The organism is Aneurinibacillus migulanus (assembly GCF_001274715.1).
In the GTDB taxonomy this organism is placed as follows: domain Bacteria; phylum Bacillota; class Bacilli; order Aneurinibacillales; family Aneurinibacillaceae; genus Aneurinibacillus; species Aneurinibacillus migulanus.
On sequence record NZ_LGUG01000009.1, the window covers coordinates 1 to 23971 of the forward strand.

A 23971-nucleotide genomic window follows, 5' to 3' on the forward strand; every position below is an offset into this window, starting at 1 on the left:
ACAAAGCGACTCGTCACTTTCGTGGGTAATTTTTATATACTCGCACACATTCGAGTTTCACTGTTCAGTTTTCAAGGGACTCTGTCGCTCATCTTCAATCATCAGCGGCGACTTTTATATCTTATCAAACCCAAATTAAAAAAGCAACATTTTTTTTAGAATTTCTGTTGATTATTTTTTAAAGGGGGTTTGTATGCTGTCTTAACAGCGACAAAAGACAATATATCACGTATTCTGTTCTAATGTCAATATTATATTTATAATTCATTTATACTTTTTGTTTCGGATATACTTAGCTAACTCTTTTGGTGATACAAACCTGGCATACATTCTGAAGAGCATGTGATAACGTTCCTCCATCGTTTTGCGAACAATCTCATCTGTACGATAGTCACCTAAATCAAACAACACCTCTTCTAGTTCCTTACGAATTAAATACTTAATCTCAGAACATTCCCGTGCGGAAAATAAAAAGCCCATCATAAGCATGCTCGCTCCTCTTCACTCAATTAAATACGGGATTATATTTCCAATTTATTGCACTCTTTATACCCGAAAAAGGAGGAAAAGCCACGGCGAAGCATGGCTTCCCGTAGCTTTACTTAAACATATCTTTTACAACATTCATTTCTTGCCCCATAAAATTCTGAATCAGCAGTGGTGTAACTGTACTTTCAATAATCGCAGCCAAGAACAACATAACGACGATCGTCCCAACAATAAGAGGCAAATCCCTAAGCATTTCTCCAAATCTGGCTTTTGCTCCAGCCCGACGCTCTTTTACAAACCAGCTGACTACCCAATCATACGTTAAGACACCAAGCTTAATACCAATTGCCGAAGCAAAAATAATCGCGCTAAGTTCCAAAATCCCATGAGGCAAAATCCCGGTCAGAAAAATTTTAAGTGGATTTACTCCACCGTTAGCATATACTTTAAGCAAAAATCCAAGCAAAATCCCATTGGTGACAAGTCCAAGAGCTGGATACAAGCCAAAGAAAAAGATTCCTAACCCTACCATGCTAAACGCAGCCATCACGTTGTTCTCAAAAATTACCCAGAATGTATACATCGGATTATTCGCATCGTTAATATCCTTGGCAATACGTTGGATGCTATCCATCATCTGTTTTGCCGCCTGTTTAATGGCTTCTGCATTCGCATAGCCGAGGAAAATGCCGAGCAACATTAACGCTAAGCCAATCCATATATATCGTTTATTCTTACGGACAATGTTTCCCAGTCTTCGTATCATTACCTTCCGCTCTCCTTTCCTATGCAGTTTTCCCTTCTTGATAATATCATAATTCTTTTCTTTGCATTCTTCTTATTCGGCAGACATATCCTTGTCTCATTCGCATACATATGTAATGGACAAGGATTAAGCCTGTAAGGGGGTGTAATTTTGTTTTGGATTGTAAATGCCAGACGCCTTAAACAGTATCTTATTATTTTGACAGCTGCTTTATTCGCCATAGGCATTGCCTGGGCAGAAAGAGACAACATTTCTATCTTTACGTCCGGAAAGAACGGTCCGAATGCAATTTATAAAGTAGATACGAAAGAGAAAAAACTCGCACTCACATTCGATATTAGCTGGGGCGAGGAAAGGACCGGACCGATTCTCGATATTCTGGAAAAAAAGGGCGTAAAAAAAGCAACGTTCTTTCTCTCTTCTCCCTGGAGCGAAACTCATCCGGAAATCGTTAAACGAATCAAGGACATGGGATATGAAATCGGTTCTCACGGTCATAAACATGTCAACTACAGTAGCTTAACCGATGAAGAAATTCAGGCTCAAATCGGAAAAGCCCATGAAACTCTTAAGGGGCTAACAGGTAATGCTCCCAATCTTATCCGCACACCAAACGGAGATTTTGACAAACGAGTTCTTAAGATTGCGGACAAGATGGGTTATACGGTTGTTCAGTGGGACACCGATTCAAAAGACTGGATGAATCCCGGAACCGAGCAAATTGTGCAAAATGTAGTAGGAAAAGCTCACCCAGGCGATATCGTTCTTATGCACGCCAGTGATTCATGCAAGCAGACACACTTGGCACTTCCTACAATTATCGATCAACTCCGTGGGAAGGGATATGAATTCGTTACAGTTTCTGAACTTATGGCAGATACAAAAGTAAAGACAAAAGAGGTGCAATAAATAAGAAAAAGCCGGGCGGTTATTTCGCCGGGCTTTCGTTTTTCTGCAAAATACGGTGCAATTGCATAATCTGCCATGTATTGCACAACAGGAGAGGTACGATCATCATAATCATTGATTTGGGATTATTCTCTCGCAACGCTGGAATCCATTCAAGAATCGTGACAACAAAGATAAAGAAGATGGTCGGAATCCAAGCCGAAGCATTAGTGGCTCTAACTTTGAAGTACGCCACTACAGTAGCATACGCCAATAGGCCAAGCGGAAGCCATATATAAGTAAGCATCGGCTCATGTTTTGCAAAAATATCGTGCCTCAGTACGACAAAATCAACAAATACAAATGCAATTAGAATAACCTGTATTCCTGTCCATAAACTTTTGCGTCTAAAAACGCTCAACGCAAGATAATTCAGCGTCAAATACGCAAAAAAACCCATCTGACTGACCACACTAAACATTAAGCCCGCAAGTAGGCTTCCAATAAGAGCCATGCCAAAATTAGCAAATCCACCATCCAACTGCTCCTGTCCGATGAGCGAACCCGAAATTATTGCGCCGACTGCTCCAATAAGAAGCGTTGTATAAAAAAGAAAAGACCACTTCCGTAATGTCACCGATATACCCCCATGTTCCTTTTCTCCCTTTATGATTGTACCAACCGCTCTATAAAAAAACCAGCAATTTCGCGCATTTGCCATAATCGCCAAACCTGCCATCATCCACCATGTGCCCTTTTCATCTCAACAGGATAAACCACACTCCCCTTTCGCATGCTAAGGAATAGCCACACCAATCGAGAAAAGAGGGAAGGACAGCATGAAACGCTTTACAACTCCCAAAGTTTATACACTTTCCTCCATTCTGCTGCTTGCGGTTATCCTTACCGGCTGTGGCGGGGGAAATCAACAGAAGGAAAAATCGACATCCGCAAACTACAATGAAACAAAGCAAATGGTCGTCGATATCCTCAAAACAAAAGAAGGCAAAAAAGCCATAAAAGAAGCCACGAAGGGAAACCGCATGTCCACACAAAGCATTCAGGGTGGAGGAAACGCCGGAGGTGGCGGAGATGGCGGCGGAGGTCAAGGCGGTGGCGGTGAAGGGTCAGGAGCCCAGATACAACAAATGATGCAGGATCCAAAATTCGCAAACTCAATGGCCAAAGCCATGCAGGAAGAAAATAAAAAACTTATCAAAGACTTAATGAAGGATCCTGAATATCAGAAGATGATGCTCAATGTTATGAAGGACCCCGAATATCAAAGAATGGTCCTAGAGACAATGAAAAGTCCGGCCTATCGCCAGCAAACCATGACCATCATGAAAGAGTCACTACAAAGTCCGATGTTTCGCCTTGAAATGATTAATATCGCCCAAAAAGCTCAGGAGCAAATGATAAAGCCTGAGCAGGGTAAAGGTAAAGAAAAAGAAGGCAAACAAGGTGGGCAAGGTGGACAGGGCGGCAAAGGTCAAGGTGGACAAGGTGGTGGTGGTGGAGGCGGTGGTGGAGGACAATAATCCTTCATACCTCACCTAAAAACAAACGGAAGAGAAGGCCTACCTTCTCTTCCGTTTGTCTGTATCAAACCCTATCAACTACGCGGTAATGTTCGCTTTTTGATCAACTTCTCTGGCTAGCTTCATATAGATTTCTCCAATCAATTCGCTTTCCTGATATACGGAAGGACCGTAACGCTCTTCATCACGCATCGGTTCCGGTTGACCAAGCGGAATTTGTGCCAATAACTCGCTTTGTAGCTCCTCCGCCAGTTTCTCTCCACCGCCACTGCCAAAAATCGGATCTTTCTGTCCATCTTTATTGATATAGTAAGACATATTCTCAACCACGCCGAGAATTTCATGATTAGTACGAATCGCCATTGCACCAGCACGTGCGGCAACGAATGCTGCAGTCGGATGTGGCGTAGTCACGATAATCTCCTTGCTTTGCGGGATCATCTGATGCACATCAAGCGCCACGTCACCCGTTCCCGGTGGCAAATCCAGAATCATATAATCAAGCTCACCCCAATGGATTTCGGTAAAGAAATTGCGAAGCATCTTCCCTAGCATCGGACCACGCCAAATAATCGGCGAGTTGTCCTCGACGAAAAAGCCCATGGAGATGACTTTCACTCCGAATCGCTGTACCGGCATTACCATATTTTCTACCACAACAGGACGCTGAGTAATGCCCATCATATCCGGTACACTAAAACCGTAAATATCCGCGTCGATAACACCAACTTTTTTCCCCATACGTGCCAGAGAAACAGCTAGGTTAACTGTTACGGTTGACTTACCTACGCCACCCTTCCCGCTTGTTACAGCAATGAATTGGGTTTTAGAATCCGGTGCAAGCAGCGGAGAAATTTGCTGCAGACCCGCACCGTGACCCTGCACAGTCCCTCCATTCGGTGCGGAAGCCGTAGGAGCCGCATTACCACCACGGATTAACGCTGCAACCCGTGCACGCTCTTCATCAGTCATCGTTCCAAAATGCACAACTACTTCTTGCGCACCCAACGCTTTAATTGCGTTTTCTACATCTTCCTGGATCTTTACTTTCAATGGACAGCCTTGAATCGTCAGGATTACGTCCAATTCTACTTTATTGTCATCAATCTTAATATTGCGTACCATGCCCAGCTCTACTACGCTGCGGTGGATTTCCGGATCTTCGACTCCCTGGAGAGCTTCTAATACTTTCTCTTCTGTAATCAATATGGTTCACCTCTTCGAAATGACGTACTTCCCTCATTATACCACCCCGCAATTTATCCTCCAAAGTTTATTGTACGCCTTCCACAGTTTCACCGGAGTAGTAACGCAGAATCCCCTGGTAGACAGCATTAGCCATTTGCTTCTGATACTGGGAGGATTCCATTAACTTCGCTTCCTGCTCATTGGATAAAAAGCCGACTTCTACTAATGCAGCTGGACATTCAACTGCGCGCAGAATAAAAATGTCGCCCGTTTTTTTGGCGGTTCTGTCTGTATTATTTACCACACGCTTAATCTCATCCTGAATCAAGTGGGCTACCTGGCCTGATCCTTTAAGAGTTGGAGAATAAAAAGTCTGTGCACCCTTCCAACGCGGAGATGGAATGGCATTCAGATGGATGCTGATTAGCAAGTCAGCCTCCTTTTCTTTAATCAGTCTTGCCCGACTCAGAAGATCCTCTGTTTTTCTTTTACTCAAACCCTTCGTACCTGGATTAGCTAGGTCAATATCGGTTTCCCGGGTCATGACGACAAGCGCTCCAGCTTCCTGCAAAAAATCCCGCAAGAATAAGCTGATAGGTAGCGTTACATCTTTCTCGATCAAGCCGGCTTTACTTTTCGCTCCTCCGTCCGGGCCCCCGTGTCCAGCATCAACTACGATGATTTTTCCGGATAAGGGCAGCGACCATGTGGACCATGATTCATCATCTGCCGGCATGTTGTATGTAAACAATGTTACAAGAAGCAGTAGCGCCCCCAGCCAACTCAATGCTTTTCGTCTTAGCACGACCCGTTCCTCCCCGTTACCTCTTTTACTACAACATATGTACAACCTCCATGTTTATTCGTATTAGGTGTTCTCAAACAGCAAAAAAGCGAGCTTTGTTATAAAAGCCCGCTTTTTGCTGTTACAGTAGTCTTAATTTGCGTTGTTTTTTCCCATAGGATAGACCGTTACGGAACCACTTAAGTGCCACATCCTCGGCAATAATGGAGACAGAATACACGTCCCACTCCCCAATATGGCGAGATAATCGGTATTCATTTGCAAGGGAATAAATCGTGGAAAAATGCTCTTTTGTATAGCTATGCTCGATTTCCTTGGTGGTTCGGCCCGCTCCGTACTGTTTACTTGCGTCCACTCCACGAAAGAAGAATTCACAAATGATCTCAGCTAGGTATTCTTCGATCAGGTAGCGCTGAAGCAACGTAAGATGACGGATGGAAATATCGATGACGCTGGTGTAGTATTCGTACACCTCTTTCCGGTCGATGCCATTCATCGCCCTTTTTCGGATGCTTTCATCTCGGGTTCGGGCATGTTTTTCAAAAGAAACGATGTTGTTTTCCATGCAATCACCTTGCTTTATCTTATGGTCTTCGCTTTAGGATTGCCTCCCTTTTCATTGACTCATACATGAAGAAAAAAGAAAAAATCGCAAGCGCCTTCGCTCGTCCTTTTTTCCATCAAAAAAGCCCAATCCAAAAGGATTGAGCTTGAGTGTGTATATGAATGGACTCCAAATTAGCGTTTGGAGAACTGAGGCGCACGACGAGCCGCTTTAAGACCGTATTTTTTACGCTCTTTCATACGCGGGTCACGAGTCAGGAAGCCAGCGGATTTTAATGCACCGCGAAGCTCCGGATCAGCTTCCAACAGCGCACGGGAGATACCATGACGGATCGCACCCGCTTGACCTGTTGTACCGCCGCCATTTACGTTTACGAGTACGTCGTACTTACCTTCTGTTTCGGTAAGAACGAGCGGTTGTTTTACGATAAGTTTTAGAGTTTCAAGACCAAAGAATTGATCCATTGAACGCTTGTTGATGATGATTTGACCATCGCCTGGTACAAGGCGAACGCGTGCAATGGAGTTTTTACGACGACCTGTTCCGTAGTATTGAACTTGTGCCACGAATTTACCCTCCTTTTACTACCCGCGCAGTTCCCATTTTTCAGGTTGTTGCGCTTGATGTGGATGTTCAGTGCCCGCATATACATTCAGCTTTGTAATCAGCTTACGACCCAGACGGTTTTTCGGCAGCATGCCTTTAACAGCAAGCTCGATAATACGCTCAGGCTTCGTTGCGATCATTTGACCGGCTGAAGTTGCTTTCAATCCACCCGGATAGCCGGAATGACGATAATAGAACTTATCTGTCATTTTTTTACCGGACAGTTGGATTTTTTCAGCGTTGATAATAACGACGAAATCGCCGGCATCAACGTGTGGTGTAAACTCAGGTTTGAATTTTCCACGAAGAATGGATGCTACTTCACTGGCAAGACGTCCAAGCGTTTGCCCTTCAGCATCAACTACATACCATTTACGCTCTACTTCGAGTGGCTTGGCCATGTATGTGGTGCGCATTGTTTTCCCTCCTAAAAAGCGTGCATTTCACAAATGTTCCGTTAACCATTATATTTTAAAAACCGACATATTCGGGGCATAGTGGGTTTTAAAATACCGAATTTGATGATACTACATATTAGGTGATGAAGTCAAGAAAAAATTATACACCAGGTAGCGTTGACAGGATGAAATGACTGGAAAAATATATCTGTTTCTTTCTTGCAAGAAGTTTTTTCTGTCGTCCCTATCTCCAAGATGGAGACAGTGATGGTGCCTTTTACTTACTATCGCAACTTTTCCTATACTCTACCTTCCAGAGGTAGAGGCCGTGTGGTGGAGCAGTGATGCCGGCTACATCGCGATTTTTGGCTTCAAGCATTGTTTTAACGTCATCAACCTGCCACTTGCCCTTGCCTACTTCCACCAGTGTGCCTACAATAATACGAACCATATTGTACAAGAAACCATTACCCCGGAATGTCAGCCAGATATCCTTGCCCTGGTGTGGGAGTGTAGCATCACGCTCGTATTCCTCGATACGAATCTCATAGATGGTCCGCACCTTATCCTCAACCCTTGTTCGTACCGAACAAAATGAAGTGAAATCATGTGTCCCGATTAGATAGTCCGCCGCTGCACGCATCTTCTCCAAATCGAGCGGTGCCTTAATATGCTGTGACCATTCACGAAGAAATGGATCAGGAATAGACTGATTGAGTAGCCGGTAGCGATACGTCTTCTCGACGACATGATAGCGGGCATGAAAATCCATCGGGACATCCTCAGCATTCAGCACGACAATATCATCCGGCAGAAGCGTATTCATAGCCGGGATAAGCCGTTCAGCTGGAATTCGGCTCGTCGTGCGAAAATGAGCTACCTGCTCACGCGCATGCACACCCGAATCAGTTCGTCCAGATGCAACAATTACAGTCTCGTGCTGAAGTACGCGTGCCAGCACCTTCTCTATCTCCAATTGTACACTCGGTCCATTCGTTTGCCGCTGTAAGCCATAGTAAGCCGTCCCCTGGTAGCCAAACGTAAGCTTAATCTTGCGCCATTCCATTGATGTATCCTTCATCCTTTCCTTACAAAGCCAATCAATCAGAATCTTCTTGCATACTCATGCACGTAGCAACAAGACAGCCACTGCTATTACGATCATCATTACAAGAAGCATAGCGTCCCGACCACCATAACGGAGCTGTCGATACTTCGTGCGTCCTTCTCCCCCGTGGTATCCACGGGCTTCCATCGCAAACGCCAACTCCTCCGCCCGACGAAAAGATTGAACGAACAACGGGACAATCAACGGTATAATTCCATTAATCCGCTTAACAATTGATCCACTAGAAAAAGAGGCTCCTCGGGACATTTGCGCTTTCGCAATTTTGTCCGTCTCTTCCAGAAGCGTAGGGATAAAGCGCAGGGATATGGACATCATTAACGCCAATTCATGCGCCGGGAACTTGAAACGGCGCAAAGGTGAAAACAAACTTTCCAGTCCGTCCGTTAATTGAATCGGTGACGTGGTCAACGTGAGCAAGGACGCCGACATCATTAAAAGAATAATACGTGCTGATACAAATCCTGCATTCACAAGCCCTTTTTCGTGAATCTCGATGAACTTCCACGAGAAAAGAAGCTCGCCTTCCTTGTTCGTAAAAATCTGCAATACAACGGTCAGAAGAATAATCCAAAGTGCCGGCTTGAGTCCCCTAAGAACATAAATTACAGGAATGCGGGACAGCACGATGCCGATAACACTTACGGCAGCAACGAACAGAAATGCATACAACGAATTCGCCAGGAAAATAAAAATAATAAAAAAGAAGACAAATAAGAGCTTACTGCGCGGATCGCACCGGTGCAAAAACGAATTACGGGGTACATACTGTCCGATCGGTATCGAATTCAAAAAACTCATCCCCTGCTCCCCTCCTTCCGTCCGAAACGTCGTGCCAACTCATTCGTCAGCATTTCCGCATCGAAAATATCAAACGGGAGAGGAGCGATTTTGCTTCCACTTACCCGAACTCTCTCATTGAATTCAAAGATAAAGCGGGTAATCTCCGGCAACTCTAATCCTGCCTGACGAATCTTTGCCGGATCTTGAAATACCTGATGCGGTGTTCCTTCCATCCATACGCGTCCTTCATTCATCACATAGAGATAATCCGCGTAGCGTGCTGCGTCTTCCATGCTATGCGTCACAAGAATAGTCGTACGCTCTTCTTCACGGTGCACCTGGGCAATCATATCAAGAATCGCATGATGTCCCGCCGGGTCTAATCCTGCCGTTGGCTCATCTAAAATCAACACTTGCGGACTCATCACAAGCACGCCCGCCAGCGCTACACGCCGCATCTGCCCGCCACTAAGCATGAAAGGGGATTTGTCTCCATACTTATCCGGATCAAGCCCAACAAGCCGCAGAGCCGCATCTACGCGTCCTGGAATCATCTCCTGAGGTAGTCCCATATTGATAAGGCCAAAAGCGACATCTTTACGTACCGTTTCTTCAAATAATTGATACTCTGGGTATTGAAACGCGAGACCTACCTGTTGACGCAGCTTTTCCATCCCTTTTTTCTTCTTGGGCGGCAACGTAAATTCCCCAACCTGCATTGTCCCTTCTGTCGGTGAAAGCAAGCCGTTCAATAATTGAATAAGCGTCGATTTACCTGAGCCCGTATGGCCGATAATCGCGACATATCGGCCATGAGGAATATGCAATGAGACACCGCGGAGTGCCTGATAAGCAAACGGAGTGCCGGGAGAGTACGTATATTCAACATTCTCTAATCGGATATCCATAAGCTGTCCAACACTCCTTCCCCAGTCATTTTCAGTGTCGGAAAGCGGAAACCTTTTTGCTGGAGTCGGTACTGTAAGTCACAGGCAAACGGCACATCCAGACCGAGACGACGTAGCCAGTCCACCTTCTGATAGATGCTTTCAGGCGTTCCTTCGCCTACAAGCATACCTCCGTCCATAACCATAATCCGATCGCTATCCAACGTTTCTTCAAGGTAATGGGTAATCTGGATAACCGTCATTCCGGCTTCTCGATTCATCCGCCGTACAACCTCAAGCACTTCTTTACGTCCTCTCGGATCAAGCATAGCCGTAGCTTCATCAAGCACAAGTACCGCCGGTCGAATCGCAAGCGCTCCGGCAATGGCTACACGTTGTTTCTGCCCGCCAGACAGGCGATTTGGCTCAGCGGTACGAAACTCAGTCATATTCACCTGCTCCAGCGCGTCCTGAATTCGCGCTTCCATATCTGAAGGAGGGACACCAATGTTTTCCATACCGAAAGCGATGTCATCTTCCACAGTCGGCGCGACAAACTGATTATCCGGGTTCTGAAATACCATTCCTACTGCCTTTCGCACTTCCCAAATACGTGCATCATCTGCGGTTGCGATACTATTTACTTCTATCTTCCCTTCCGAGGGCAGCAGAAGACCATTTAATAGCTTTGCCAACGTTGATTTTCCAGATCCATTATGTCCGATAATTGAGAGAAACTCGCCCTTTTCTACCGTAAATGAAACGCCTTGTAATGCCTTATCCTCCGCTCCTTCATATGAGAATGAAACGTCGGTCAGACTTATGATAGCTTTACTCACAACTATGACACCACTTTCAAACTAGCGCTCGAAATTTAGTAATAGGAAACTACAAATCTTTACATTTATTTTCTTCCATGCAAAAAAAGGGTGATTTCAACCTCACCCTTTCTTGCGCCAGTGCTAACTATTCAACTAACTCAAGGTATACCATTGGTGCGCCGTCTCCGCGACGAGGCCCAATTTTCAAGATGCGAGTATAACCACCTTGACGCTCAGAAAAGCGAGGTGCAACCGTATCGAACAGTTTCTGGATTGCATCCTGGTTGGTCTCTTTATCCGCTACTTCTTTACGCACAAAAGCGGCTACTTGACGACGAGCGTGCAGGTCACCGCGTTTAGCCAGCGTAATCATTTTTTCAGCGATAGAACGAACTTCTTTCGCTTTGCTTTCCGTTGTTTCGATGCGCTCGTTAATGATCAGGTCAGTTACCAGATCGCGAAACAGAGCTTTACGAGCAGCACTATTGCGGCCTAATTTAGAGTATGCCATGCTTTTTCCCTCCTTAAGACAAACAATCTATCGTTCCTTAATCGTCTTTACGAAGTCCAAGACCGAGCTCTTCGAGCTTTTCTTGTACTTCTTCAAGCGATTTACGGCCAAGATTACGGACTTTCATCATATCTTCTTCCGTTTTCTGCGTCAGTTCCTGCACAGTATTAATACCGGCACGCTTCAGGCAGTTGTAGGAACGAACTGAAAGATCAAGTTCTTCGATAGTCATCTCGAGCACTTTCTCTTTCTTGTCCTCTTCTTTCTCAACCATAATCTCGGCTTCTTGTGCCTCGTCGGTGAGTCCTACAAACAGATTTAGATGCTCCGTCATAATCTTCGCACCGAGGCTAACTGCCTCTTCTGGACGAATACTTCCGTCCGTCCATACTTCAAGCGTTAGCTTGTCGTAGTTTGTTACTTGACCTACACGCGTGTTTTCTACCTGATAGTTCACACGGTTGATCGGTGTATAGATAGAATCAATCGGAATCACGCCGATTGGCAAATCCGGGCGTTTGTTCTGATCGGCAGGCACATAACCGCGTCCACGGTTAGCAACCATGCGAATATGGAGACGAGCTCCCTCTTCCATCGTTGCGATTACCAGTTCCGGATTCAGAATCTCGACATCACTGTCTGCGCGAATGTCAGCAGCGGTCACGACACCGGAGCCTTCCGCATCGATTTCAAGCACTTTCTCTTCGTCCGAATGGATTTTGAGAGAAAGAGTTTTTACATTTAAGATGATCTGGGTAGTATCCTCTACCACGCCTTCGATCGTGGAGAACTCATGAAGAACCCCATCGATTTCAACGCTAATTACTGCGGCACCTGGTAGTGAAGAGAGCAAAATACGGCGCAGAGAGTTGCCGAGTGTTGTGCCGTATCCGCGCTCAAGAGGCTCTACCACAAACTTGCCATAGGTAGAGTCATCACTTACTTCTACCACTTCGATCTTTGGCTTTTCGATTTCGATCATCAAACAAACCCTCCTTCAAAACGTCGAAAATTCCGGACGGGTCTAAGGTCCACGACCGGAATTCCCCTTGGCGGTTACCAGTAAATCGCAACCAAAGCACAGACCTGTTCGTGTCATATTATAATAGTATGCACAGGTGTATAACTTTTTAAACTGTTAGTTTATGCGACTTGCTGCCAAATTATACACGACGACGTTTTGGTGGACGGCAACCATTGTGAGGAATAGGTGTTACGTCTTTAATCATGTTAACTTCCAATCCAGTAGCCTGTAAGGAACGGATTGCAGCTTCACGACCGGAACCCGGTCCTTTAACCAGAACTTCAACAGTCTTCATGCCATGTTCCATTGCAGCTTTCGCAGCTTGCTCAGCAGCCATTTGTGCAGCAAACGGAGTGCTTTTACGAGAACCTCTGAAACCGAGACCACCAGAACTAGCCCAGGAGATTGCATTTCCGTGCGGGTCAGTGATAGTAACGATCGTATTGTTAAATGTAGAGCGGATATGCGCTATACCAGTTTCAATGTTTTTGCGATCACGACGACGAGTACGCGTCGCAACTACTTTTCTTTTCGCCAACTTCATTTACCCCCTTTACTTCTTCTTGTTCGCAACGGTACGACGCGGACCTTTGCGAGTACGTGCATTGGTTTTCGTACGCTGACCACGAAGCGGCAGACCTTTACGGTGACGAACACCACGGTAGCAACCGATTTCGATTAGACGTTTGATATTCAGAGATACTTCACGACGAAGATCCCCTTCTACTTTAACAGTCTTGTCGATATATTCACGAAGCTTAGCTGCTTCTTCTTCAGTCAGATCACGAACACGAGTGTTCTCATTGATACCTGTTTCGCTCAGGATTTTAGCAGCAGTGGAACGGCCAATGCCGAAAATGTAAGTTAACGCGATAACTACGCGCTTGTCACGAGGTAAATCAACCCCAGCAATACGTGCCATGTAGCATGCACCTCCTTATAGATTAGCCTTGTCTTTGCTTATGCTTCGGATTTTCACAAATTACCATAATTTTGCCTTTGCGGCGAATGATTTTGCATTTCTCGCAAATCTGCTTTACAGATGGTCTTACTTTCACTTGGATTACCTCCTGTCGTTTCTAGAGTGGAAATATTAGAGGGTGGAGGCTATATTAACCTCTAACTCTTCACGTCTCCTGCTCTATTTGTAGCGATATGTGATCCGCCCGCGGGTCAAATCATACGGCGATAATTCAACGGTGACTTTGTCACCAGGCAATATACGAATGAAATGCATACGGATTTTACCGGATACGTGAGCGAGCACTTTGTGCCCATTCTCCAGCTCTACGCGGAACATCGCGTTCGGTAGAGGTTCGATCACAGTACCTTCCACTTCAATTACATCTTCCTTTGCCATAAAGCCACTCTCCTTTCTTTAGCATGGCTGCTTATGCGTAAGTATTCTTAACTCAGTCGATAAACCTACAATATCCCCATCGGCAATCATAACACAATGTCTATCCCAAAGGGAAACACAATTGCAATTTTATTCTTTGGTTAAGATTTCATAGCCATCTTCAGTAATTGCAATCGTATGTTCAAAATGAGCACACATGGAACCGTCCACGGTGACGACTGTCCAATTATCTGCGAGCGTACGCACATAACGCTTACCCGCATTAACCATTGGCTCAATCGCCAATACCATTCCTACCTTTAATCTCGGTCCGCGGCCTGGAGGTCCGAAATTAGGAATCTGCGGATCTTCATGCAAATCCCTTCCGATGCCATGACCTACATACTCGCGAACAATAGAATAACCGGCTTCCTCTACGCAAACCTGAATGGCATGCGAGATATCCGTCAGACGAGCATCCGGCTTCGCCAATGCCAATCCTTCATAGAGAGATTTCTCGGTGATATCAAGCAAATGCTGATTCTCTTGGGAAATCTGACCCACTCCGTATGTCCAAGCGGAATCTCCGTGATAACCGTCTACCTCAGCACCGATATCAAGGCTGATGATATCCCCTTCATTGAGCTTGCGATTGCCTGGAATACCATGAACAAGTTCTTCATTAACTGAAGTGCATATGCTACCTGCAAAGCCTCCATACCCTTTGAAAGAAGGTTTCGCTCCATGCTTGCGAATGAAAGTTTCCGCAATCGCGTCCAACTCACCTGTAGTGATGCCCGGACGAATCGCTTTTTGCAGCTCTTTATGCGTGAGAGCAACGAGGCGTCCCGCTTCTCTCATGATCTCGATTTCTGCGTTGGACTTGCATATAATCATTGAGCTTGACCTCTCAATACTTGTGCAACATCCTCAAAAACTTTGTTTATATCTTGTTGTCCGTTAATGTTACGGAGCAATCCTTTTTCATTGTAATACTTCAAAATTGGGGCGGATTGTTCGATGTTTACATCGAGGCGAGTCGCAACGGTCGCTTCGTTGTCGTCATCCCGCTGGTACAACTCCCCGCCGCACTTATCGCAAATCCCTTCTTGAGAAGGAGGATTGAATATTACATGATACGTAGCGCCGCAGTTCTTACAGATGCGGCGGCCAGTTAGCCGCTCCATCAAAATGCTGCGATCCACATCGATATTGATTACATGGTCGATACTGCGTCCCAATTCTGCAAGCGTTGCGTCGAGCGCTTCCGCCTGTGCCATCGTGCGAGGAAAACCATCAAGCATAAAGCCTTTCTCACAATCAGCTTTGCCTAAACGTTCCTTTACAATACCAATCACAACTTCATCCGGTACTAAGAGCCCCTGGTCCATGTACGACTTTGCTTGTTTGCCCATCTCTGTTTCTTCTTTGATGGCCGCGCGAAACATATCGCCGGTCGAGATGTGCGGAATGCCGAATTCCTCGACGATTCTCTCACCCTGGGTTCCTTTTCCCGCTCCCGGTAATCCGGTTAAGATAATATTCATCTCTACCCCTCCATACGTCAGTAAGTTCACAGCCTATCTTTTGTATTACTTAATAAACCCTTTGTAGTGGCGCTTTACAAGTTGGCTTTCAATTTGCTTCATTGTATCCAGAGCTACCCCGATGACGATAAGGATGGCCGTTCCACCAATCTGAATCGAAGGCGGCAGTCCGCTCACCTTTGAGAAGAAGACCGGAAGAATGGATACAAGTGCCAAGAATGTTGCTCCTGCCAAAGTAATTCGGTTTAACGTTCGAGTAATAAATTGGGCTGTCTCATTTCCTGGACGTATGCCTGGGATATATCCGCCGTTCTTTTTCATGTTGTCAGACATCTGCGTTGGATTAACCTGCACATGTACATAGAAATACGTAAATCCGAAAATAAGGAGAACGTACAGTACCATGCCAATCCAATTCTGAGAACTAAACGTCTGGATGTCAAACGTTTGAATCACCCAGTTGGAAACGGGATGCCCTGGCCAGAATTGAGCAATTGTAGGAGGGAAAATAATCAGCGATAAAGCAAAGATTACCGGAATAACACCGGCGCTGTTTACTTTCAACGGAATGTGTGTGGACTGCCCACCGTACATTTTTCTGCCTACAACGCGTTTCGCATATTGCACAGGAATCTTACGTGCTCCCTGCTGGATGAAAACAATTCCCACAATGATGAGAATAATCGCAAGCAGAATGCCCAATACTTTAACAATATTTAGGAACATCTGATCCTCAGCGCCAATAAACTCTGAGGCATACAACTGTTTCGCACCGTTTGGAATCGCAGCTACGATACCTGCAAAGATAATGATAGAAATACCGTTTCCGATGCCTTTTTCTGTGATTTGCTCTCCAAGCCACATAAGAAAGGCAGTTCCTGCGGTCAGTACAATCGCAACCATCGCATATGTCATAAAAGAAGGATCCTTCACTAGTCCAGGCATCATTCTATTAAAACTGATGGAAAGACCGACTGCCTGAATCAAGCCCAGTACGATCGTGAAATAACGAGTAACCTGGGCAATTTTACGACGGCCAATATCGCCTTCTTTTGACCACTGGGTAAATGTCGGAACAACGTCCATCGACAATAGCTGCATAATAATCGAAGCGGTGATGTATGGCATAATCCCCATCGCAAAGATAGAGAAGTTCTGCAGGGCACCGCCCGAAAATGTATTTAAGAGTCCGAAGATGCTATTTTGCTGTGACAGCTGTTCAAGTACCGATACATTAATGTTCGGCACTGGAACGAAGCTGCCAACTCGAAAGACGACAAGCATCAAAAGGGTAAAAATAACCTTTCGACGCAAGTCGGCAATCTTAAATACATTGGCAATCGTGGAGAACATCAGATCACCTCGGTTTTTCCGCCAAGAGCTTCAATCTTCTCAACTGCAGATTGAGAAAACTTCTGGGCTTGAACCGTCAGCTTCACGTTAAGTTCTCCATTCCCTAAAATCTTCACGCCATCACGTGCATTTTTAATTACACCAACTTCAAGAAGCAATTCAGGCGTTACTACTGTGCCTTCTTCAAATTGGTTCAGTCTATCAAGATTGATTACAGCATACACTTTGCGGTTCGGGTTTGTAAAACCGCGCTTCGGCAAACGACGATACAGCGGGTTTTGACCCCCTTCAAAACCAGGGCGAACACCGCCGCCGGAACGGGCGTTTTGACCTTTATGTCCACGACCGGCCGTTTTTCCGTTACCAGAACCAATACCGCGACCTACACGCTTACGAGTGTGGCGGGACCCTTCAGCAGGTTTGATTTCGTGTAATTTCATCGTTGCACCTCCTCTTTACGCAAGTTATCTATTACTCAGCGATTTCCTTTACTTCAACCATGTGCTTCACTTTTTCCACCATGCCGCGCATAGCCGCATTGTCTTCTTTAACGACTGTGTGGTTAAGTTTACGAAGACCAAGAGCTGCTACAGTTGCTCTTTGGTTTTGCGTACGACCAATTAGACTTCTTTTGAGGGTGATTTGTAATTTTGCCATGAGTCAGTCCCCCCCTAACCTAAAAGCTCTTCCGCAGTTTTACCGCGCAGTTTTGCAACTTGCTCGGCAGTTTTCAGACGGCTTAAACCTTCTAACGTAGCATTTACCATGTTAATCGGGTTGTTAGAGCCTAAAGACTTACTTAATACGTCACCTACACCGGCAAGCTCAAGCACCGCACGAACCGGGCCACCAGCGATAACTCCAGTACCTTCTGAAGCAGGCTTCATGAACACTTTACCGGCGCCGAAGCGTCCGTTGATTTCGTGAGGCAGAGTTGTTCCCACGAGAGGAACTTTAATTAAGTTTTTCTTTGCATCTTCGATGGCTTTACGGATTGCATCCGGTACCTCTTGAGCTTTACCCATGCCAGTACCTACATGCCCGTTCTTATCGCCAACGACTACTAGAGCACTGAAGCTGAAACGGCGTCCACCTTTAACCACTTTCGCAACGCGGTTAATGGCGACAACTCTTTCTTCCAACTCCAGGTTCGAAGCGTCAATACGCATGAAGTTTTCCCTCCTTGTGTAAGGAATTTCGTTCAATTAGAATTGCAGGCCAGCTTCGCGCGCAGCATCTGCAAGAGTTTTAATACGTCCGTGGTACAGATAACCACCGCGGTCGAACACGACTTCTTTTACGCCTTTTTCGATACCGCGTTTTGCGATCAGCTCGCCAACTTTAGCAGCAGCTTCTTGGTTGCCGCCATGGCTCACTTGATCTTTCAACTCAGGATCAACAGTAGAAGCAGAAACGATTGTCACGCCCGCTACGTCATCAATTAACTGAGCATAGATATGCTTAGAAGAACGGTATACGTTCAAGCGAGGAGCTTGAGCAGTACCGGATATTTTCTTACGAACCCGAAGGTGTCTTTTCTTCCGTGCTTTGTTTTTGTCTTGTTTCGAGATCACGTGATTCACTCCTTTCTTACATACGCCTTAGCGATTACTTCTTACCAGTTTTACCTTCTTTACGACGTACGCGTTCGCCTTGGTAGCGAATACCTTTACCTTTATAAGGCTCAGGTCTACGTACCGCACGAATTTCAGAAGCGATTTGGCCTACGCGCTCTTTGTCGATACCTTTGACAATGATTTGCGTTTGAGCCGGAACTTCGAATTCAATGCCTTGTTCCGGAGTGATTTCAACTGGATGAGAATAACCAACGTTTAGTGTCAGGTTGCTGCCACTTTTAGTAGCACGGTAACCTACACCAACGAGTTCAAGCGTTTTAGAGAATCCGTTCGTTACGCCTTCTACCATGTTGGCGATAATGCTACGAGTTGTACCGTGCAGAGCGCGGTGCAGTTTGTGATCGGAAGGGCGTTCAACGTTAATTTCGTTGCCCTCCACTTTCACAATCACTTCTTCATGAAGCGTACGGGTTAACGTACCCTTCGGACCTTTAACAGTCAATACTGTTCCATCAAGCTTCACGTCTACTCCTTCAGGAATAGCGATCGGTTTTTTACCAATACGGGACATTCGTTACACCTCCATTCGTCGTCGAATGTATTACCAAACGTATGCTAGCACTTCGCCGCCTACTTGCTGCTGACGAGCTTGTTTATCAGTCATAACGCCTTTTGAAGTAGAAAGAACGGCGATTCCTAATCCGCCCAGAACACGAGGAACCTCGCCTTTGTTAGCGTAAACGCGCAAGCCAGGCTTGCTGATGCGTTTCAGACCGTTGATGACGCGTTCATTATCCGCACCGTATTTCAGGAAAATACGGAGAATGCCTTGTTTGTTATCTTCTACATATTCTACGTCACGAACGAAGCCTTCTTCTTTCAGCAGGCTCGCAATTGCGTGCTTGATTTTGGAAGCAGGTACTTCCAACTTCTCATGACGTACCATATTGGCATTGCGAATGCGAGTAAGCATATCTGCAATTGGATCTGTCATTACCATATGTTTAACCTCCTTCCCATTCTACGGGATTACCAGCTTGCTTTCTTCACTCCAGGCAGTTGGCCTTGGTATGCTAAGTCGCGAATACAAATGCGGCAAAGTTTAAACTTGCGATACACAGAATGCGGACGACCACAACGTTCGCAGCGTGTGTAGGCCTGTACTTTAAACTTCGGCTTACGTTGCTGTTTCACGATCATTGATTTTTTAGCCACGTGTTTCCCTCCTTATCGTATAGGAATCCGAAATTACTTGGCGAAAGGAGCGCCCAATTGAGTCAAAAGTTCGCGGCCTTCTTCGTCCGTTTGTGCTGTTGTTACGATTACGATATCCATTCCGCGGATAGCATCCACTTTATCGTACTCGATTTCCGGGAAGAGCAATTGCTCCTTCAAGCCAAGCGTGTAGTTTCCGCGTCCATCAAATGCTTTGTTGGAAATACCGCGGAAGTCACGTACGCGTGGAAGAGAGATATTAAATAATTTATCCAGGAAATGGTACATGCGCTCACCGCGCAGTGTTACTTTCGCACCAATTGGCATGCCTTCGCGAAGACGGAAACCAGCGATAGACTTCTTCGCACGAGTAACAACTGGCTTCTGACCAGCGATGATTTCTAGATCACGAACCGCACTGTCCAGGATTTTTGGATTGGATACTGCTTCACCCAAACCCATATTAATAACAACTTTGTCGACTTTCGGAACCTGCATGACAGACTTATATCCGAACTTCTGCATCAAAGCAGGAGAAATCTTCTCTTTATATTGCTCTAACATTCTTGCAGCCATCTAGATGACCTCCTTTCCGACCTGACTACTTATCCAATGCTTCGCCAGATTTTTTTGCGATACGTACTTTCTTTCCGTCTACAACTTTGGAACCGATACGAGTCGGTTCACCCGTTTTCGGGTCTACGATCATTACATTAGAAGCATGAATAGAAGCTTCTTGCGTAACAATACCGCCTTGCGGATTGTTAGCGTTCGGACGAGTATGCTTCTTCACCATGTTTACGCCTTCTACAAGCACACGGCCTGTTTTCGGGTAAGCAGCGAGAATGCGTCCTTTTTTGCCTTTATCTTTACCGCTGATAACAACTACGTTGTCACCGGATTTCACATGCATTTTCTTTTGTTCGGACATGACGGCACCTCCTTATGTTTAACTTAATGCCTTTGTAAGCAGGATTTACAGTACTTCAGGAGCCAGAGAAACGATTTTCATGAAGTCTCTGTCACGAAGTTCCCGGGCAACCGGTCCGAAAATACGAGTTCCGCGCGGGCCTTTGTCATCACGAACGATAACTGCTGCATTTTCATCAAAGCGAATGTAAGAACCGTCTTTACGACGAGCACCGCTCTTAGAACGAACGATTACAGCTTTCACCACATCGCCTTTCTTAACAACGCCACCTGGTGTTGCTTGTTTTACCGAGCAAACAATAACATCACCAATGTTAGCGAATTTACGGCCGGAACCGCCCAATACTTTAATGCACATTAATTCTTTTGCACCGGAGTTATCGGCTACACGCAAACGAGATTGAGTTTGGATCACGGAGAGTCCCTCCCTTCAGATGTAACTAAACGTTCATTTTACTTTAGATAATAACGGCTTTCTCAACCACTTCAACAAGTCTCCAGCGCTTGTCTTTAGACAACGGACGAGTTTCCATGATTTTTACCAGATCGCCGATTTTTGCAGTGTTTTGCTCATCATGAGCTTTGAATTTCTTGGAATATTTCACGCGCTTTCCGTACAGCGGGTGTTTTTTGTATGTTTCGACCAGAACAACAATCGTTTTGTCCATTTTGTCAGAAACAACTCGACCAAGAACCACTTTACGTGCGTTGCGTTCTTCTGCCATGTTTGCGACCTCCTCTCTAATCTATTAGCTAATGCCTAATTCACGTTCACGCAGAATCGTTTTTGCTTTTGCGATATCTTTACGTACTTGACGGATACGTGCAGGGTTTTCTAATTGACCAGTCGCTAATTGAAAACGGAGGTTAAAAAGCTCCTCTTTCAAGGAAGTTACTTTTTGTTCGATTTCGGCAGTGGTTAGGTTGCGAATTTCATTAGCTTTCATTTGCGTCACCACCCAATTCTTCCCGTTTTACAAACTTACATTTAACCGGAAGTTTATGCATAGCCAGACGCATTGCTTCACGTGCCACCTCTTCAGGTACACCTGCCAGCTCAAACATAACTTTTCCAGGTTTTACAATTGCTACCCAGCTCTCAACGGAACCTTTACCGGAACCCATCCGTACTTCAAGCGGCTTCGCAGTAACTGGTTTGTCCGGGAAAATTTTAATCCATACTTTACCGCCACGTTTGATATAACGAGTCATCGCAATACGAGCGGCTTCGATTTGACGGTTTGTTATCCAAGAGGCTTCTAAAGCTTGAAGGCCATATTCACCGAACGTTACTTGAGTACCGCCTTTTGCTTGACCTCTCATTTTTCCGCGATGCTGCTTGCGGTGTTTTACGCGTTTAGGGATCAACATGATTATTGGCCTCCTTCCTCTTCAGTTCTCTTCTTCGCTTGAGGAAGAACTTCTCCGCGATAAATCCATACTTTAACGCCGATTTTTCCGTACGTTGTATCGGCTTCAGCTGTACCATAGTCGATGTCAGCACGCAATGTGTGCAGCGGAACTGTACCTTCGCTGTATCCTTCAGAACGAGCGATATCCGCGCCACCCAGGCGTCCACTTACCATTGTTTTGATACCTTGAGCGCCTGCACGCATTGAACGCTGCAGAGATTGCTTCTGCGCACGACGGAAAGAAATACGGTTTTCCAATTGACGCGCGATGCTTTGTGCAACAAGGTTTGCATCCATATCAGGATTTTTGATTTCATTGATATTGATGTGCACTTTCTTACCAGTCAGAGCAGACAGTGCTTTGCGAAGTTTTTCAACTTCACTACCACCTTTACCAATTACCATACCTGGCTTAGCAGTGTGGATAGAAATATTCAGACGGTTGGCAGCACGCTCGATTTCAACGGTGGAAACAGAAGCGTCTTTCAACTTGGTTTTCACATATTCACGTACCTTCAGATCTTCGTGCAATAAATCAGCATAATCTTTTTCTGCGAACCATTTTGATTCCCAGTCGCGGATAATGCCAACCCGAAGTCCTACCGGGCTAACTTTTTGACCCACTCGCTATCCCTCCTTATTTCTCAGATAAAATTACTGTAACGTGACTTGTACGCTTGTTAATCCGGCTCGCACGACCCATTGCGCGAGGGCGGAAACGTTTCAATGTCGGACCTTCATCAACAAATACTTTGCTAATAACGAGGTTATTAGCATCCAGGTTCATGTTGTGCTCCGCATTCGCAATAGCTGACATTAAAACCTTCTCAACAACTGGAGATGATGCTTTCGGCGTGTGCTTCAGAATTGCAATCGCTTCGCCTACTTGCTTGCCGCGGATTAAGTCAACTACCAGACGCATTTTGCGGGGAGCAATACGAATATTACGAGCTACCGCTTTCGCTTCCATTTGAGTAACCCCCTCTCTTACTTCAACGTATCAATTATCTTCTTGTTTTCTTGTCGGTATCAACGTGACCTTTGAAGGTACGGGTTGGAGCAAATTCTCCAAGCTTGTGTCCGACCATATCTTCGGTTACATATACAGGTACGTGTTTACGTCCGTCGTACACTGCAAATGTGTGACCAACGAAGTCCGGGAAGATTGTAGAGCGACGAGACCAAGTTTTGATTACCTTTTTGTCGCCTTTTTCGTTTTGCTCTTCGACCTTTTTCATTAAATGATCATCAACAAAAGGTCCCTTTTTTAAGCTGCGTCCCATGAACGAACCTCCCTTCGTAATAGAAGTGCGGTGCCTTGCAACCGCACCTTAGTTAAGCAATATTACTTCTTCTTGCGGCTACGAACAATATACTTGCTAGATTGCTTGTTTTTCTTGCGAGTTTTTGCACCAAGCGTCGGTTTACCCCAAGGAGTAAGCGGACCGCTACGTCCGATTGGAGCGCGACCTTCACCACCACCGTGTGGGTGATCATTCGGGTTCATTACAGAACCACGAACTGTCGGGCGCTTGCCTAACCAGCGAGAACGACCGGCTTTACCGATAGTGATAAGTTCGTGTTCTCCATTACCTACTTGACCGATTGTTGCACGGCACTCTTTGCGAATCATGCGAGTTTCGCCTGAAGCCAGACGAACGATTACATAATCGCCATCGCGGCCAAGAAGCTGAGCTTCTGTACCAGCGGAGCGAACAAGCTGGCCACCTTTGCCTGCTTTCAGTTCGATATTATGGATAACTGTACCTACTGGAATATTAGCCAGCGGCAGTGCGTTACCTACTTTAATATCAGCATCCGCACCGGATACAATAGTCATGCCTACTTGCAGACCATTCGGAGCTAGGATGTAGCGCTTCTCACCATCAGCATAGTTAATCAGCGCGATGTTAGCTGAACGGTTCGGGTCGTACTCGATTGTAGCAACACGACCTGGAATACCGTCTTTATTACGTTTGAAGTCAATAACACGATACTTCTGTTTATGACCGCCACCATGATGACGAACTGTGATTTTACCTTGGTTGTTGCGGCCGGCTTTTTTATGCTTCGGCGCAAGCAGAGATTTTTCCGGTGTGGAAGTCGTAATCTCTTCAAAAGTAGACACAGTCATTTGACGGCGACCAGGAGAAGTCGGTTTGTACTTTTTAATTGCCATTTGTTTTCCCTCCTTCGCTCT

Annotated in this window: 40 protein-coding genes; 2 read left to right on the forward strand and 38 right to left on the reverse strand. The window is 45.5% G+C overall.

The features are described 5' to 3' along the window. Positions 1-264: 264 nt before the first annotated feature. Positions 265-489: a hypothetical protein gene (locus AF333_RS27095; RefSeq protein ID WP_407638702.1), complete on the reverse strand. Its 225-nt coding sequence runs from the start codon at positions 487-489 to the stop codon at positions 265-267. Positions 490-598: 109 nt separating this feature from the next. Next, positions 599-1255 (reverse strand): stage II sporulation protein M, encoded by a 657-nt coding sequence (locus AF333_RS27100; RefSeq protein WP_043066267.1) that lies wholly within the window; start codon positions 1253-1255, stop codon positions 599-601. 147 nt (positions 1256-1402) lie between these two features. Between AF333_RS27100 and pdaB the strand changes: the two genes are divergently transcribed. After that, on the forward strand, positions 1403-2164 hold the full coding sequence (gene pdaB / locus AF333_RS27105; protein ID WP_043066266.1) for a polysaccharide deacetylase family sporulation protein PdaB: 762 nt from the start codon (positions 1403-1405) through the stop codon (positions 2162-2164). A gap of 19 nt (positions 2165-2183) precedes the next feature. On the opposite strand, the gene AF333_RS27110 is transcribed toward pdaB, so the two are convergent. After that, a complete protein-coding gene (locus AF333_RS27110) occupies positions 2184-2780 on the reverse strand; it encodes a KinB-signaling pathway activation protein (protein WP_043066271.1) in 597 nt (198 codons plus the stop codon). A gap of 202 nt (positions 2781-2982) precedes the next feature. Here AF333_RS27110 and gerD point away from each other — a divergent pair, with 202 nt between their 5' ends. Further along, entirely contained in the window at positions 2983-3684 is a 702-nt protein-coding gene (gene gerD / locus AF333_RS34000; protein WP_043066265.1) for a spore germination lipoprotein GerD, read from the forward strand. A 78-nt stretch (positions 3685-3762) separates the two neighbouring features. On the opposite strand, the gene AF333_RS27120 is transcribed toward gerD, so the two are convergent. The 35 genes from AF333_RS27120 to rplB form a co-directional block, all read right to left on the reverse strand. Then, a complete protein-coding gene (locus AF333_RS27120) occupies positions 3763-4890 on the reverse strand; it encodes an Mrp/NBP35 family ATP-binding protein (RefSeq protein ID WP_043066264.1) in 1128 nt (375 codons plus the stop codon). Positions 4891-4957: 67 nt separating this feature from the next. Next, a complete protein-coding gene (gene cwlD, locus AF333_RS27125; protein ID WP_043066263.1) occupies positions 4958-5677 on the reverse strand; it encodes an N-acetylmuramoyl-L-alanine amidase CwlD in 720 nt (239 codons plus the stop codon). 121 nt (positions 5678-5798) lie between these two features. Then, positions 5799-6242, reverse strand: coding sequence for a hypothetical protein (locus AF333_RS27130; protein WP_043066262.1), 444 nt, complete (start codon positions 6240-6242; stop codon positions 5799-5801). 173 nt (positions 6243-6415) lie between these two features. After that, entirely contained in the window at positions 6416-6808 is a 393-nt protein-coding gene (gene rpsI / locus AF333_RS27135) for a 30S ribosomal protein S9 (RefSeq protein WP_043066261.1), read from the reverse strand. A gap of 18 nt (positions 6809-6826) precedes the next feature. Beyond that, positions 6827-7264, reverse strand: coding sequence for a 50S ribosomal protein L13 (gene rplM, locus AF333_RS27140; protein ID WP_043066260.1), 438 nt, complete (start codon positions 7262-7264; stop codon positions 6827-6829). 259 nt (positions 7265-7523) lie between these two features. After that, positions 7524-8327 (reverse strand): tRNA pseudouridine(38-40) synthase TruA, encoded by an 804-nt coding sequence (gene truA, locus AF333_RS27145; protein ID WP_235497038.1) that lies wholly within the window; start codon positions 8325-8327, stop codon positions 7524-7526. Positions 8328-8369: 42 nt separating this feature from the next. Continuing rightward, positions 8370-9173: an energy-coupling factor transporter transmembrane component T family protein gene (locus tag AF333_RS27150; protein ID WP_043066258.1), complete on the reverse strand. Its 804-nt coding sequence runs from the start codon at positions 9171-9173 to the stop codon at positions 8370-8372. Then, positions 9170-10063, reverse strand: a complete 894-nt coding sequence (locus tag AF333_RS27155) for an energy-coupling factor transporter ATPase (protein WP_043066257.1) — start codon at positions 10061-10063, stop codon at positions 9170-9172. The genes AF333_RS27150 and AF333_RS27155 overlap by 4 nt, the downstream gene beginning before the upstream one ends. After that, on the reverse strand, positions 10048-10881 hold the full coding sequence (locus AF333_RS27160; protein ID WP_043066256.1) for an energy-coupling factor transporter ATPase: 834 nt from the start codon (positions 10879-10881) through the stop codon (positions 10048-10050). The genes AF333_RS27155 and AF333_RS27160 overlap by 16 nt, the downstream gene beginning before the upstream one ends. A gap of 127 nt (positions 10882-11008) precedes the next feature. Continuing rightward, positions 11009-11374 (reverse strand): 50S ribosomal protein L17, encoded by a 366-nt coding sequence (gene rplQ, locus AF333_RS27165; protein WP_043066255.1) that lies wholly within the window; start codon positions 11372-11374, stop codon positions 11009-11011. 37 nt (positions 11375-11411) lie between these two features. Continuing rightward, positions 11412-12356 (reverse strand): DNA-directed RNA polymerase subunit alpha, encoded by a 945-nt coding sequence (locus AF333_RS27170; RefSeq protein WP_043066254.1) that lies wholly within the window; start codon positions 12354-12356, stop codon positions 11412-11414. 181 nt (positions 12357-12537) lie between these two features. Further along, on the reverse strand, positions 12538-12936 hold the full coding sequence (gene rpsK, locus AF333_RS27175; protein WP_074715371.1) for a 30S ribosomal protein S11: 399 nt from the start codon (positions 12934-12936) through the stop codon (positions 12538-12540). A gap of 15 nt (positions 12937-12951) precedes the next feature. Further along, complete coding sequence (rpsM, locus tag AF333_RS27180; RefSeq protein ID WP_043066252.1) at positions 12952-13320, reverse strand: 30S ribosomal protein S13; 369 nt, start codon at positions 13318-13320, stop codon at positions 12952-12954. A 22-nt stretch (positions 13321-13342) separates the two neighbouring features. Next, positions 13343-13456, reverse strand: a complete 114-nt coding sequence (rpmJ, locus tag AF333_RS27185; protein WP_021624742.1) for a 50S ribosomal protein L36 — start codon at positions 13454-13456, stop codon at positions 13343-13345. 83 nt (positions 13457-13539) lie between these two features. Next, on the reverse strand, positions 13540-13758 hold the full coding sequence (gene infA / locus AF333_RS27190; protein WP_003322635.1) for a translation initiation factor IF-1: 219 nt from the start codon (positions 13756-13758) through the stop codon (positions 13540-13542). Between the two features lie 129 nt (positions 13759-13887). Continuing rightward, on the reverse strand, positions 13888-14634 hold the full coding sequence (gene map / locus AF333_RS27195; RefSeq protein ID WP_043066251.1) for a type I methionyl aminopeptidase: 747 nt from the start codon (positions 14632-14634) through the stop codon (positions 13888-13890). Beyond that, the gene (locus tag AF333_RS27200; RefSeq protein ID WP_043066250.1) at positions 14631-15284 is read right to left on the reverse strand and encodes an adenylate kinase; all 654 of its coding nucleotides are present in this window, start codon (positions 15282-15284) and stop codon (positions 14631-14633) included. Before AF333_RS27200 ends, map begins: the two co-directional genes overlap by 4 nt. Before the next feature lie 45 nt (positions 15285-15329). After that, complete coding sequence (gene secY, locus AF333_RS27205; protein WP_043066249.1) at positions 15330-16637, reverse strand: preprotein translocase subunit SecY; 1308 nt, start codon at positions 16635-16637, stop codon at positions 15330-15332. Further along, complete coding sequence (gene rplO / locus AF333_RS27210) at positions 16637-17077, reverse strand: 50S ribosomal protein L15 (RefSeq protein ID WP_043066248.1); 441 nt, start codon at positions 17075-17077, stop codon at positions 16637-16639. The genes secY and rplO overlap by 1 nt, the downstream gene beginning before the upstream one ends. A gap of 31 nt (positions 17078-17108) precedes the next feature. After that, complete coding sequence (rpmD, locus tag AF333_RS27215) at positions 17109-17294, reverse strand: 50S ribosomal protein L30 (protein WP_043066247.1); 186 nt, start codon at positions 17292-17294, stop codon at positions 17109-17111. A 14-nt stretch (positions 17295-17308) separates the two neighbouring features. After that, complete coding sequence (rpsE, locus tag AF333_RS27220) at positions 17309-17806, reverse strand: 30S ribosomal protein S5 (protein WP_043066246.1); 498 nt, start codon at positions 17804-17806, stop codon at positions 17309-17311. A gap of 36 nt (positions 17807-17842) precedes the next feature. Next, positions 17843-18211 (reverse strand): 50S ribosomal protein L18, encoded by a 369-nt coding sequence (gene rplR / locus AF333_RS27225; RefSeq protein WP_021624749.1) that lies wholly within the window; start codon positions 18209-18211, stop codon positions 17843-17845. A 34-nt stretch (positions 18212-18245) separates the two neighbouring features. Continuing rightward, positions 18246-18785 (reverse strand): 50S ribosomal protein L6, encoded by a 540-nt coding sequence (gene rplF / locus AF333_RS27230; protein ID WP_043066245.1) that lies wholly within the window; start codon positions 18783-18785, stop codon positions 18246-18248. Between the two features lie 30 nt (positions 18786-18815). Beyond that, positions 18816-19214 carry a 30S ribosomal protein S8 gene (gene rpsH / locus AF333_RS27235; protein ID WP_043066244.1) on the reverse strand — a complete coding sequence of 133 codons (399 nt, stop codon included), beginning with the start codon at positions 19212-19214 and terminating at the stop codon, positions 18816-18818. 29 nt (positions 19215-19243) lie between these two features. Next, positions 19244-19429, reverse strand: a complete 186-nt coding sequence (locus tag AF333_RS27240) for a type Z 30S ribosomal protein S14 (RefSeq protein ID WP_040305028.1) — start codon at positions 19427-19429, stop codon at positions 19244-19246. 33 nt (positions 19430-19462) lie between these two features. Next, positions 19463-20005: a 50S ribosomal protein L5 gene (rplE, locus tag AF333_RS27245; RefSeq protein WP_043066243.1), complete on the reverse strand. Its 543-nt coding sequence runs from the start codon at positions 20003-20005 to the stop codon at positions 19463-19465. A 25-nt stretch (positions 20006-20030) separates the two neighbouring features. Then, entirely contained in the window at positions 20031-20342 is a 312-nt protein-coding gene (rplX, locus tag AF333_RS27250; RefSeq protein ID WP_043066270.1) for a 50S ribosomal protein L24, read from the reverse strand. A gap of 63 nt (positions 20343-20405) precedes the next feature. Beyond that, positions 20406-20774 (reverse strand): 50S ribosomal protein L14, encoded by a 369-nt coding sequence (rplN, locus tag AF333_RS27255; protein WP_021624754.1) that lies wholly within the window; start codon positions 20772-20774, stop codon positions 20406-20408. A 43-nt stretch (positions 20775-20817) separates the two neighbouring features. After that, positions 20818-21084: a 30S ribosomal protein S17 gene (gene rpsQ / locus AF333_RS27260; protein ID WP_021624755.1), complete on the reverse strand. Its 267-nt coding sequence runs from the start codon at positions 21082-21084 to the stop codon at positions 20818-20820. A gap of 24 nt (positions 21085-21108) precedes the next feature. Beyond that, positions 21109-21306: a 50S ribosomal protein L29 gene (gene rpmC / locus AF333_RS27265; protein ID WP_021624756.1), complete on the reverse strand. Its 198-nt coding sequence runs from the start codon at positions 21304-21306 to the stop codon at positions 21109-21111. Beyond that, complete coding sequence (gene rplP / locus AF333_RS27270) at positions 21296-21730, reverse strand: 50S ribosomal protein L16 (RefSeq protein WP_021624757.1); 435 nt, start codon at positions 21728-21730, stop codon at positions 21296-21298. The genes rpmC and rplP overlap by 11 nt, the downstream gene beginning before the upstream one ends. A 2-nt stretch (positions 21731-21732) precedes the next feature. Continuing rightward, positions 21733-22395 (reverse strand): 30S ribosomal protein S3, encoded by a 663-nt coding sequence (rpsC, locus tag AF333_RS27275; RefSeq protein WP_043066242.1) that lies wholly within the window; start codon positions 22393-22395, stop codon positions 21733-21735. Between the two features lie 13 nt (positions 22396-22408). Continuing rightward, a complete protein-coding gene (gene rplV, locus AF333_RS27280; protein ID WP_021624759.1) occupies positions 22409-22741 on the reverse strand; it encodes a 50S ribosomal protein L22 in 333 nt (110 codons plus the stop codon). Positions 22742-22775: 34 nt separating this feature from the next. Next, a complete protein-coding gene (rpsS, locus tag AF333_RS27285; protein ID WP_021624760.1) occupies positions 22776-23054 on the reverse strand; it encodes a 30S ribosomal protein S19 in 279 nt (92 codons plus the stop codon). 62 nt (positions 23055-23116) lie between these two features. After that, positions 23117-23950: a 50S ribosomal protein L2 gene (gene rplB / locus AF333_RS27290; RefSeq protein ID WP_043066241.1), complete on the reverse strand. Its 834-nt coding sequence runs from the start codon at positions 23948-23950 to the stop codon at positions 23117-23119. Positions 23951-23971: the final 21 nt, after the last annotated feature.